12 protein-coding genes are annotated in these 11,047 nt (G+C 28.1%); 3 read left to right on the top strand and 9 right to left on the bottom strand.

What is annotated here, in order from left to right; genetic code table 11:
- Positions 1-476: 476 nt before the first annotated feature.
- Both KJQ99_RS07085 and KJQ99_RS07080 read right to left on the bottom strand, forming a co-directional pair.
- A complete protein-coding gene (locus KJQ99_RS07085; RefSeq protein ID WP_214150379.1) occupies positions 477-908 on the bottom strand; it encodes a hypothetical protein in 432 nt (143 codons plus the stop codon).
- Between the two features lie 10 nt (positions 909-918).
- On the bottom strand, positions 919-1,200 hold the full coding sequence (locus KJQ99_RS07080) for a hypothetical protein (protein WP_214150378.1): 282 nt from the start codon (positions 1,198-1,200) through the stop codon (positions 919-921).
- Positions 1,201-1,348: 148 nt separating this feature from the next.
- Here KJQ99_RS07080 and KJQ99_RS07075 point away from each other — a divergent pair, with 148 nt between their 5' ends.
- Positions 1,349-1,624, top strand: a complete 276-nt coding sequence (locus tag KJQ99_RS07075) for a helix-turn-helix domain-containing protein (protein WP_250325681.1) — start codon at positions 1,349-1,351, stop codon at positions 1,622-1,624.
- Between the two features lie 397 nt (positions 1,625-2,021).
- Here KJQ99_RS07075 and KJQ99_RS07070 read toward each other — a convergent pair whose 3' ends face one another.
- The 7 genes from KJQ99_RS07070 to KJQ99_RS07040 all read right to left on the bottom strand — a co-directional run bounded on the left by KJQ99_RS07070 (position 2,022) and on the right by KJQ99_RS07040 (position 8,475).
- Positions 2,022-2,591: a hypothetical protein gene (locus tag KJQ99_RS07070; RefSeq protein ID WP_214150377.1), complete on the bottom strand. Its 570-nt coding sequence runs from the start codon at positions 2,589-2,591 to the stop codon at positions 2,022-2,024.
- Positions 2,563-3,264: a hypothetical protein gene (locus tag KJQ99_RS07065; RefSeq protein WP_214150376.1), complete on the bottom strand. Its 702-nt coding sequence runs from the start codon at positions 3,262-3,264 to the stop codon at positions 2,563-2,565. The genes KJQ99_RS07070 and KJQ99_RS07065 overlap by 29 nt, the downstream gene beginning before the upstream one ends.
- A gap of 9 nt (positions 3,265-3,273) precedes the next feature.
- The gene (locus KJQ99_RS07060; protein WP_214150375.1) at positions 3,274-4,665 is read right to left on the bottom strand and encodes a DnaB-like helicase C-terminal domain-containing protein; all 1,392 of its coding nucleotides are present in this window, start codon (positions 4,663-4,665) and stop codon (positions 3,274-3,276) included.
- Positions 4,665-4,985: a hypothetical protein gene (locus KJQ99_RS07055; protein WP_214150374.1), complete on the bottom strand. Its 321-nt coding sequence runs from the start codon at positions 4,983-4,985 to the stop codon at positions 4,665-4,667. Before KJQ99_RS07055 ends, KJQ99_RS07060 begins: the two co-directional genes overlap by 1 nt.
- Positions 4,982-5,425, bottom strand: a complete 444-nt coding sequence (locus KJQ99_RS07050) for a helix-turn-helix transcriptional regulator (RefSeq protein ID WP_214150373.1) — start codon at positions 5,423-5,425, stop codon at positions 4,982-4,984. The genes KJQ99_RS07055 and KJQ99_RS07050 overlap by 4 nt, the downstream gene beginning before the upstream one ends.
- A gap of 1,140 nt (positions 5,426-6,565) precedes the next feature.
- Positions 6,566-6,892, bottom strand: coding sequence for a hypothetical protein (locus KJQ99_RS07045; RefSeq protein WP_214117415.1), 327 nt, complete (start codon positions 6,890-6,892; stop codon positions 6,566-6,568).
- Positions 6,889-8,475 carry an ABC-F family ATP-binding cassette domain-containing protein gene (locus tag KJQ99_RS07040; protein ID WP_214150372.1) on the bottom strand — a complete coding sequence of 529 codons (1,587 nt, stop codon included), beginning with the start codon at positions 8,473-8,475 and terminating at the stop codon, positions 6,889-6,891. The genes KJQ99_RS07045 and KJQ99_RS07040 overlap by 4 nt, the downstream gene beginning before the upstream one ends.
- A gap of 58 nt (positions 8,476-8,533) precedes the next feature.
- Here KJQ99_RS07040 and KJQ99_RS07035 point away from each other — a divergent pair, with 58 nt between their 5' ends.
- Together KJQ99_RS07035 and KJQ99_RS07030 are read left to right on the top strand one after the other, a co-directional pair.
- Positions 8,534-9,559, top strand: a complete 1,026-nt coding sequence (locus KJQ99_RS07035; protein ID WP_214117413.1) for a GGDEF domain-containing protein — start codon at positions 8,534-8,536, stop codon at positions 9,557-9,559.
- The gene (locus KJQ99_RS07030; protein WP_214117412.1) at positions 9,552-10,769 is read left to right on the top strand and encodes a GGDEF domain-containing protein; all 1,218 of its coding nucleotides are present in this window, start codon (positions 9,552-9,554) and stop codon (positions 10,767-10,769) included. The genes KJQ99_RS07035 and KJQ99_RS07030 overlap by 8 nt, the downstream gene beginning before the upstream one ends.
- Positions 10,770-11,047 lie beyond the last annotated feature (278 nt).

Genomic DNA, 11,047 nt, shown 5'->3' with positions numbered 1-11,047 from the left:
ACCCGTAAAAGCTAAAAAGCCCTAGTTATACGATTTTGGATTTTTAGAATTGTTTAAGTTTAGTTTAATTAAATCAAATTGTTTTTAGAAAGTGCTAAGAAGTAGCTAGGGTGCAAGTAGCGACCCCCATCATTTAGTTTGGGCTAGGAAGAACCTAACCCAACTGACCCATTTTATATTTTTACTCAAGGCTAGGAAGTATGCGAGTAGCGACCCGTAAAAGCTAAAAAGCCCTAGTTATACGATTTTGGATTTTTAGAATTGTTTAAGTTTAGTTTAATTAAATCAAATTGTTTTTAGAAAGTGCTAAGAAGTAGCTAGGGTGCAAGTAGCGACCCCTAGCCATTAAATCTTAAATACATATAAGCTAACAAAAGCCCATTTATTCGCCTTTTACGATGTTTTATATTATGTGCTTTAGCTAGTAGGCGTTTATGCTTTTTCTTCTCATTTTTTCGCTCTTTGTATTATCTTGCTTATAAGCAATAAAAATAATCAATAGGGTGATTGTAAATATCTTCAAAATTTTGATAATCTAGTTTTTCCATATTACGCTCTACATTACCCACAATACCTAAAATCACGCCGGATTTTTGTAATATTTCCTCCGTTATTGCTTGTTCGTATAAATATCTGTCGGAATCTTGATATTTGCGATTAGTTGTCTCTAGTTGATAGACAAGTGGAACCCCTCCTAATTCTTTGCTCCATTTTGGTGCGTCTTTATAGTGGTAAATACGCCTTATGGTTTTTTTGCTATTTAACTCAATTACTAAAAACTTATTGTTAAGTTCTTTAAAATCGCCTTTGAAGTCCTTGAAAGGTGTGTAATACACTCTATCGCCTTGTAAAATTAGTGGTTCGTTTAAATCATCTTTTACGATAAATGAATGTAATATTTTTTCCATTGTTCTCTCCTTAAATTGCCATTAATAAAGCTTGTAAAGTTTGTGGATAAACTTTCTTATTATCTAAGTTATTCAACTCTAAAAATGCGTTAAATCTGTAATAAATCTTTACGAAGTTTCTTTCTAAATATTCTTTCGCTCTTGTGGTTTTTCCTTTTACTGCAATTTCATTTCTTTTTGCCGTATAGATAAATCTTTTATCGCTAACTTGTAGCATCTCATCACCATACTTTAGCACCTTATAACCGAATGCTTTTAAAAAGCCTTGATTATATTTGTAGATGTGTTTCATTGTTTTTCCTTTCTTGTGTGTTTAATAGTGTTACGCTATTTTTTATAATAAAATTATATTGTTTTAATACTTAATTAAAGCTTATAACAATACTTTTTTATCTTTTTAATATTGTTATGCTATTATTTGGCACTTGAAAGGATATAAAATGAATGAAACTATTACTAAAGATGAGTTTTTAAAGCTTATGAAGTTAGCTAATTTAAACAAAAAACAATTAGCTGAAATTAGTGGAATACCTTACCCTACTGTTAATGCTTGGGGCTCTCGCACTCCATATCCAACTTATATTAAGTTTTTGCTAGAAAACTACATTAAGGCTAAAGCATATGATACTCCTAACGATGAGATAAGTATTAAAGCTAAAAAGTATGATGAAATTAAAAATAAAGTTTTAGAACTAGAAAGCGATAATGAAGCATAAGTTTTTATGCTTTTAATCGCTCATAATTGCCCCTAAAATCAAAAATCTTTTAAAACTAATATAAATCTACTACTTAAAGGCAACGGAATTTATTTTGTATATTTTATCGCTGTGTTTCTCTAGGGATTAATCTGCTAAGAATAAGCAACGGCTAAGCGTAAGCGTTAAAGCCGTTTGCTTTAAATCTGCTAATAATATTATTAAAAAAAATCCCTTTAGGGATTTTTTAATATTATTAATATTACTGATTAAAAAAATGCCTAGCAAAAATTAAAAAAATGCCTAGTTAAGCCCATTTTTATTAAAAAAATGCCTACATAGATTAAAAAAATGCCTAGTTGATATTATAAAAATGCCTAGGTAAAAAAAGAATTTGAATTCGGAATTAGCAAGGCGTTTATTTGCCTTGCTTTAGCTTTGGGTTATACTTATTAGCGACTTTTAAAGGCATTGCTAATATTTTGCTTTGTTTTATGCTTGGTTCTTTGTTTTCAACTAGTGCTAAAATCTGTACTGTTACTAACTCATCACTTATTCTTTTTATTTGTCTTAAACTAGTATTTGAAACTTTAGCTATATTTTGATAGCTTCTAAGCTTTGTTTTATGGCTTGGGTCTTTCGCCATCATTGTGCTTATTATATAGCTTATAATAAAAGCTTTTAGTATTTTATGCTCTTTTACTAGTTCATCAAATAGCATTAAATGATAACTACCTTTTACCTCATCTTTTAGGATTTGGGTGGGAATGTTTTTATCATCAATAAGCCCTAAGCTTTTGTAATGCTTTAGTTTATTACAAATACTAGGCTCTGTAATATTTAGAGCTTTTGAAATATAAGCCCCCTTTCTTATATTGCTAGATAATAAAAAGCTTAAAATCACTCCATCATTTAGCCCATATTTGTCTATTAATGAATAATACACTTTAATAAATGGTTTAACTTGTTCTTTTACTTTCTCGCTCATTTATTATCCTTTCTTTTTTTATTTGCTCCCTTAATGCTTTGTTTTGCTCTGCTCGTTTTTGTCTTTGCTCTTCTGCCTTTTCTTGCCTTTGCATTTGGTATAAATTAGCTTTTAATTCATCAATTAAAACACTTACAATTAATTCTAAATGTTCGCTTTTGCTTGTCATTCCCATTTGTTCGGCTTTGTCTGATTGCTCTTTGGTTGGAGTGCATTTGATGTAAAATTCAAAATGTCTTTTACAAAAGTCTAATACCCTTAAACTCTCATTATCTGCTAGATTGCTTTTTAATGTTTCGTATCTGTTTGGGCTATCAATAGAGATGAAAAACCCATTTAGTAGATGAGGTAGGTCTATTCTTTCGCCATATGTTGCTAGGATTGATTTATGACTTATAATAAGTTCTTTTTTAAGATTTGGTTCAAATATAAAAGCACTAAGCAAATAAAAAAAGCCCATTGATTGCACCCCACTATAATTTACAATAAAGGTTTTATCTTGGTTCATTATTTGTACTTGCTTTAAATACTCTTGATAATTACTTGCTTGTGCTTTTGCCGTATGCTCGTTACTAGCGATGATTTGCTCTAGTTCTTGCATAATATACTTAGCGAATTCATATTCTAGTATGTCTTTTTGTGGTTTTTGCTTTGCTAATGTAATGTAAAACATATTAGCCCCTTACCCTATATGTTCTACTAAATGAGTAAGTGTATTAATCTCTCTTACCCTTAAGCACTCGTTATCAATTTCTATCGCTTGTACCTCATCGCTTTTAGGTGCATATCTGCTTTTGTCTGTATATAAAGCTAGTACTTTACTCTCCGGCTCTGTATAAATAAAGCTTATCCCATCGCTTTGGGTATATGTCCCATCGCTTAACGATATATGCGACTTATTTGGGAGTTCTCCTTTTTTTAGGTTATCAAGGCTTCTATTAGTTTGCGATAATAATAAAATACTAACACTTTGCTCCATTGATAACTCTTTTAAGCTGTTGGCTATATCGTTATGTTTTTCGTAGCTTTCGCCTTTATAATTTGTGATTTTTATTTGGTCTTTAGTGTCAATTACACAAAACTTATAATTATTTTGTGCTAAATATTTTATAACTTGTTCTAATAATGAAAGTTCCTTAAGGGCTTTTTTACCTACTATTGCAATATTTTTTAAATCATCGTTTGCATTGATAATCTTTGCCTTTTCTTCATCTGTTAATGAATACATTTTCATTCTGTGATTTTTTATTTTATAATAAGGAACACTTGATAAATTAGCTGTAAATCTTGATAACAACTCCTTTCTTCCCATTTCAAGGCTAATAAAAGCACTCTTAATCCCTTGCTTTGCAAAATCGCTAATTAATTGAATAGCTAGGGTAGTCTTGCCTTTTCCACTTGCACCACATAGAGTATAAAGGTTTTGTGTTGCGAACCCACCACCTAAAGATTTGTTAAGATAATTAAAATTAGTTTTTAACATTTCTATATTATCAACTTCGAAAAGCTCCTCTGGGCTAGCGATTATTTCTTTTATATCAATATTAGATGTAAGATTTTGCCCTAAATCATCTAATTTAGTTTTAAACTCATTTAAAAAACTTGGTGTTATTTCGCTAGTGTATGCATTTAAAAACAAGTTTTTAGCACTATATGTAGCAACCTTTAGGCTATGCAAATGCTTTAAGCTCTCGTAAGTTTCTAGTGTTATTTTGTCTTTTCTAATTATGCTAATAATAGGCTTGATACTTTCATTTATTACTTCATTAATTTGACTTAAAGTTATACATAAATCATTTATACTTGGCTCACTTTTCCATTTGTATATATTTATAAGTTCATCGTGGGCTTGATTAATGGCAAGGTTTGTAAAATTATCAAAATCTTTTAACAAATTAGGATTTAGTATTTGAAAACTAAAAAGCGTTAATTCAATACTTATTATTTGATTTTCTAAGTTAATTTTATCTTTATCTTTATACTTTTTTTCTAATTCTTGCTTGATGTTGTCTAAAGATGTGCTAGAATTTAAGCGTTTTAGAAAATCATCGGCAAGGGCTGTGATGTTTTGCATTATAGCCCCCTTAACATTGATAAAACACTTCTTATATCCCTTTCATCTCCTAGCTGTAAATTAGTAATAAGCATAATTATAGTTTTTAGCGTTTTCTTATCGCTTTTTAGCTTGTTATACATTTTACTTGGTAGATGAAACTTAAGCCCTTTTTTTATCATTTTAGGCGTTTGTATGTAGTGCTTATGCCCTAACATAAAAGCTTTGGTTCTTATTATTTTAATATTCGCCGATGAGGTGCGTGTCTTATAAAAAATACTTCTTGGAATATCGCCTAAGCAAATATTCCATAATGTCCTATAAGTTAATGCCCTTTTCATTCTTGCACCTTTCTAGCTTGAATTAGTGCCATTACCTCATCGCGTTTAAAATAATTTCTTCTACTACTTCCTAGCTTATAGGCTTTTAATTCGCCGTTGATAATTCTTCTATGTATAGTAACTGGTGCAATTCCGAATAATTGGCATAAGTCTTTGGTGCCTAATAACTCCGGTAAATCTTTAATATAATCCATTTCTAACCCCTTTTCTAAATAATATTGATTTAATGCTTTTATTTTGTCTTGCTTTTTGTAGTGTTTTTTTAAGCTATAAATGTGCTTAAGTGCGTTTATTTCATCAAGTGGAATAAATACTAAGCTATGTCCTAGTTTGATGTAATTTAGCTCGTTGTTTCTCACAAATAGCCATAAGTTCTTTTTAGTAAGTCCAACGGCTTTCTCTGATTTGTGAATATTAAAAAATCGTTGTTTATAGTGCATAGTTGCCCCTTTAATAAATATCTAGCTTTTTAAAGCACCTTTGAACTTTGGAATATTTATGAAAGGGTGGTAAGATTTTTACGCTAGGCTCAAAAACTAGCGTGGTTTTTACCACCTAAGCCTTAAGATAATTGCCGTTATCTTTTGGCTTTTTTCTTTCAACTTTTAAAAATTGTTTTTACATTGCTCTTACTCCTTTCATCTTTTTTTTGAACTTTAGCTAACAAAAGGTTTCTAAAAGTATGACAAATAAAAAAATAGAAACTTCATTGAATTTCTTTTATAGCCTTTTTTCTTTTTCGTTGTAATTTTAATAAATTGGGAATTTTTATGCAAATTAGCGACCAATTAGGGACTAAATAAAAGCCTTAAATGATTATATGCCAATTTTTTTACCTATGGAAAAGAATGGAAAAGAATGGAAAAGAATGTAAAAGAAGTAGTTAATAAAAGTTAATAAGCAAAAAAAATCAATATAATTTTTATCAAAAAACTTATTTTTTTATCTAAAAAGTCAAATAAAACTACAAAAATATATTAAATTAGTTTAATTCCATAAATACAACTAAGTAGCAAAATATATAAGTTTGACCTAAATTATTAAAGATTTTAAGCATTTTGAATAAGAACAAGCAATTATTTAAATTATTTTAGCTTACTTTAAGCAATAAAAAAGATATAATCTACTTGTGATTTTTAATTTACCTCATCAAAATTATTAAAATCATCAAAAAAAATATTTTTGGGAACAATTTTGGGAACATTCAATTTTTAAGCACTATTTTATAAGCTTTTTCAACTCCTACCTAGCGTACCACTTTGTATTTTTCGCCAATTATTTAAGTATTATTTTTTAACCATATTCATAAATGTTTTAGTTTTATTATTAAATGCCAATGGTATATTTTTTGGAATAATCACAAACAAAATTAGATATTGAAATTAAATAAGTATAAAAATTAAAATATAAAAACATAATTTTCTAGTAATATTTTACAATCAACTTAGATTTTATAATGCTAAAGTTTGAATTATTATAATTATTTATATAAGAATATTGTATAGTAATCATCACTAGATATTTTGTGTATAAAACTTAATATTATTTTTTTAGAATTTAAATTAAGCGAAAGGAGATTTTTAATCTCCTTGATGATAATTTTTTTCTAATTCTATCTCTTCATCTTGAGTGTTGTTTTTAGCCCATTCACACATCGCATCTCTTAGCATTAAATACTTTTTCTTAGACAATTTTTCATTTTCACTTAATTCTCTATCTTCAAGTAATTTAATTTGAAAGAATGTATCATCTTTTTTTGAATACTTTAAAAAGAAGTCAACATAATCAAAATAATCCTTATTGCTCTCATAGTTAATAATTTCTTCAATATAAATAGTAGGTCCAAAACCCATATGATTTTGACTAAAATTACCAAAACCTGCCGAATACTCCACCTTAAATGTCATTTGCTCTCCCCATATTTTAATAAAAACTCTTCATACGTGCCAACAAAATCAATAAGCTCACCATTGTTTAAATACCAAATTCTATTTGCATAAGAATTGATTAATTCCCTATCGTGGCTTATACAAATTGCTACTCCATCGTATTCATAAAGTGCTTCACCAAGAGAAATAATAGCTTCAAGGTCAAGATGGTTATTTGGCTCATCAAGTAAGATAAAATTACCCCTTTCAAGCATAATTTTACTTAACATCAATCTGTGCTTTTCACCACCGCTTAAATCTTTTGCCATTTTTTCTTGATCGGTTCCGCTAAAGAGCATTCTACCTAAGCATTTGCGAATTTCATCAATATCTTTATGTTTTTCGCTAATTAAATAGTCATATAGTTTCAAATTTTCACAAATTTTACTTGAGGTATCTTGTGGGAAGTAACTAGGTTCAATTGTAGCACCCATTTTTACCTCTCCATTATCAGGAGAAATTTCATTCATTATAATCTTTGCCAGTGTGCTTTTTCCGGCTCCACTTGCTCCAATTATTGCTATTTTATCGCCTTTATTTACTTTAAGATTTAAGTTTTTAAATAGTTGCTTATCATAAGCTTTACTTATATTACTTAGCTCTAAAACTTCATTACCAATTTCTCTATTACATCTAAATAAAATTGATGGGTCACGCCTACTTGAAATCTCTATTTCGCTTACATCAAGTTTTGCTAAGTTTTTTGCACGACTTGTTGCTTGTCTTGCTTTAGAAGCATTTGCGCTAAAACGAGCTATAAATTTTTCTAAAGCTTCTTTTTCTTTTAAATTCTTAGCAAGACTTGCTTCTTTTTGTCTTTTAATAAGTGTGCTTTGCATATACCAATCATCGTAATTTCCTGCAAATTCACGAATTTGTTTGAAATCTACATCAAGCATTCTTGTGCAAATACTATTTAAGAAAAATCTATCGTGAGAAATTACAACCATTGTTCCATCGTGGCGTTTTAGTTCATTTTCTAGCCAATTAATAGCGTCTAAATCAAGGTTATTCGTAGGCTCATCTAAAAATAACACATCAGGTTTAGCAAATAATACCTGTGCGATTAGAACTTTAAATTTATCACTTGTTTGAACATTTTTCATAAGTTCATCATAATTATGAAGATTTAAAGAGCTTAATATTTTTTCACATCTAGTATCGTATTCATAATTTGGGTCTTCTTCTGCACAAATCATTTCAAGTTCGCTTAAGCGATTATTTATTTCATCGGTATAATCCGTGCAAGTTGCATATATATTTTCTTTTTCTTTTACTGCATTATAAAGTCTTTTGTTTCCATATAAAACTGCATCTTTTAAACTAAATTCTTCATACGCAAATTGATTTTGCTCTAACACGCCGTATCTTACGCCATTTTCAAAACTAACTTCTCCGCTAGTTGCTTCAAGTTCTCCTGCTATAATTTTTAAAAATGTTGATTTTCCAGCCCCGTTTGCACCGATAAGTCCATATTTTTCGCCTCTTTTTAAGCTTAAATTTACATTTTCAAATAATAATCCCGTAGGGTATCTCATAGTAAGAGATTTGATTTCTACCATTTTTTATCCTTTTTTTATATAATCGTTTCTTTAAAATTTACAAAAGGCTCTACAATCAATGAACTCATTTTTAAGTGAATTAATAATTTCTTTGCCTAGTGCTACTTTTATTTTAGAGATATTAGCACTTATTATTGCACTTTACTTTAAAAAATACAACATAATATCGGTATGTATTTTATTAATAAGTTCTAAAATGATTTATTTATTTTCAGCAAATTATCAAACCCATATTTATGTAAGTTTGTTTATGCCTTTTGCTTTTGCGCTTTTAGTATCTTTAAAAAAAGAGTATGATACTATAAAATGCTTATTACCTATTAGTTTTGTTTTTATTTTATACATAGTATTAGGTATATTTTTATCTCAAAATACTAGCTTTGCATTAAATTCTACTAATAAATTTTTATTTTCAAATTCTTTTATCACTGATTTAGGTTTAGTGTTTTTTCTAGTATTTTTAGTGTATTTATTGATATTAAGATTTTTTATATTTTTTGAAAAAACATTAATTTTTGCGTATATTGGAGCTTATTTTGAATTTATGTTTTTTAAAACTCTTGAAAAAACAGATGTTGGGTTTTTTGAATTTGCTTCTTTAATATTTTTAATCTCTATATTTCTTGAAGGGTATAAATTAGCATTTTTTGATGCTTTAACTCAAGTTTTAAATAGAAGAGCTTATGATAGAACTAGGCTTATTACTAATGATGTAATAGCAGTATGTGATATAGATTTTTTTAAAAAAGTTAATGATACTTATGGTCATGATGCTGGTGATTTTATATTAAAAAATGTAGCTAAGATATTAAAAGCTAATGTAGATAAAGTTTATAGATTTGGTGGAGAAGAATTTGTAATCGTATATAAAAATCAAGACTTTAAAAATTGTGTAACAAAATTAGATAATATAAGAGAAAATATAGAAAAAGAAATATTTAAATTTAATGAAAAAATTATAAAAGTTACTATTAGTATTGGAGTTGAAATGGTAGAAGATGATAAAATAAAAGCCTTTAAAAACGCTGATGCTAAGTTATATAAAGCAAAAAATTCAGGAAGAAATAGAGTAATATATGAGTAGTGAAAGTAAAAAAGCAACAATTCAAGAATATATAAAAGGCTGGGGGCCTGAATTAGAAATAGGTATTGATGTGGTTGATGAAGAACATAAAATGTTCTTTGAATTAATAGAGCAAGTATTTGAAGCAGCTAATAGTGGTTATAAAGAATTTGAATCTGTATTTCAAGTGGTTTTAAGTCATATTGCTTGGCATTTTAAAAATGAAGAAGATTATATGAAAAGTATGGCTATATATACAAAATATGTAGAAACCCACAGAGATATTCACTCGCAGTGTATATCACAATTAGGTAAGATGAGAGATGCAGTGTTAAAGCAAAATAGTGAAGATGATATGGTATATCAAAAAGAACTTGCAATTAACTTGGCTTATTTTGTTAAAAATTGGCTGATTTTTCATATAGTTGGAGAAGATTATAAAATAGCTAAACAAATTAAATTTATAGAAGCTGGTAATAGTCCTCAAAGAGCATTTGAGATGATAAATGAAAAGATGGATAAAAATATAGAAATTCTAACTATTACCTTATCAAATCTTTTAAAAATTTATGAGATTAGAAACGAGAAATTATTAGAAATTGAAGCAGATATTAAATCAAGTCTTAATAAAAAAGAAAAACAACTGCAAGAACAAATTCAAGAAAATAAGAAAAAATCAATTACAGATGAATTAACAGGATTGTTTAATAGACGACAGGCTATGTTTGTATTAAATAATATATGGAATGAATATCAAGACCCAACCTGTGCTATTATTCAATTAGATTTAGATAAGTTTAAAGAAGTTAATGATACTTATGGACACCATGCAGGAGATTTGGTTTTAAAACAATTTTCAAATGCTGTTAAATATTTTTTTGATACTAATGAATTATGCAATAAGTATAAGTATAACGATAGAGATAGCATACACTTTTGCCGTTTAGGTGGTGATGAATTTTTAGTAATATTACAAAAATATTCTTTAGATGAAGCAGTAGCAATTGCAAATGCTTTACACGCAGTAGTAAATGGTATAGAAGTATTAGACGAACATAAAAAAGTGATTTGGAAAGGTAGCACAAGTATTGGTGTAGCTTGTAGAAATGCTGATAATAGAGATTTTGAATCAGTATTAAAAGCTGCTGATGCTTATTTATATAAAGCAAAAGAAGATGGTAGAAATTGCGTTCGCTCTATGTTACACGAGATAGGGGGGGGGTATTTCTAGCAGAGTATTTATGAATTAAATACCGCTAGTAGAATTTAAAATTAAGAATTTAGAATGCTTTTTTAAATTCTTAATTTTTTTAAAAAAATTTTCAAACTTTAAGAATAATTTAAGCTTAAAGAGATAGAATACGAGCTTTATTTCACAAATCAAAACTTAAACAGAGCATTTAAGCTAAATGTTCTTTCTAGGTTTTATTTAATTTAATTCTATGTTTATATATAGTTTCTAACCTAGTGTTATTTTATTTATCAATGTTAAGAGTCACAAGCAAGTAA

The sequence above is a fragment of the Campylobacter sp. 2018MI13 genome (assembly GCF_018501135.1).
Taxonomy (GTDB): Bacteria; Campylobacterota; Campylobacteria; order Campylobacterales; family Campylobacteraceae; genus Campylobacter_E.
The sequence above is the reverse complement of the archived record's forward strand: the minus strand, read 5'-3'. Positions and strand labels throughout refer to the sequence as shown.

What these genes read in the sequence shown, in the direction of transcription:
- KJQ99_RS07085 (WP_214150379.1), bottom strand. Translation starts at nt 908, where the DNA reads ATGGAAAAAATATTACATTCATTTATCGTAAAAGATGATTTAAACGAA.
- KJQ99_RS07080 (WP_214150378.1), bottom strand. Translation starts at nt 1,200, where the DNA reads ATGAAACACATCTACAAATATAATCAAGGCTTTTTAAAAGCATTCGGT.
- KJQ99_RS07075 (WP_250325681.1), top strand. Translation starts at nt 1,349, where the DNA reads ATGAATGAAACTATTACTAAAGATGAGTTTTTAAAGCTTATGAAGTTA.
- KJQ99_RS07070 (WP_214150377.1), bottom strand. Translation starts at nt 2,591, where the DNA reads ATGAGCGAGAAAGTAAAAGAACAAGTTAAACCATTTATTAAAGTGTAT.
- KJQ99_RS07065 (WP_214150376.1), bottom strand. Translation starts at nt 3,264, where the DNA reads ATGTTTTACATTACATTAGCAAAGCAAAAACCACAAAAAGACATACTA.
- KJQ99_RS07060 (WP_214150375.1), bottom strand. Translation starts at nt 4,665, where the DNA reads ATGCAAAACATCACAGCCCTTGCCGATGATTTTCTAAAACGCTTAAAT.
- KJQ99_RS07055 (WP_214150374.1), bottom strand. Translation starts at nt 4,985, where the DNA reads ATGAAAAGGGCATTAACTTATAGGACATTATGGAATATTTGCTTAGGC.
- KJQ99_RS07050 (WP_214150373.1), bottom strand. Translation starts at nt 5,425, where the DNA reads ATGCACTATAAACAACGATTTTTTAATATTCACAAATCAGAGAAAGCC.
- KJQ99_RS07045 (WP_214117415.1), bottom strand. Translation starts at nt 6,892, where the DNA reads ATGACATTTAAGGTGGAGTATTCGGCAGGTTTTGGTAATTTTAGTCAA.
- KJQ99_RS07040 (WP_214150372.1), bottom strand. Translation starts at nt 8,475, where the DNA reads ATGGTAGAAATCAAATCTCTTACTATGAGATACCCTACGGGATTATTA.
- KJQ99_RS07035 (WP_214117413.1), top strand. Translation starts at nt 8,534, where the DNA reads ATGAACTCATTTTTAAGTGAATTAATAATTTCTTTGCCTAGTGCTACT.
- KJQ99_RS07030 (WP_214117412.1), top strand. Translation starts at nt 9,552, where the DNA reads ATGAGTAGTGAAAGTAAAAAAGCAACAATTCAAGAATATATAAAAGGC.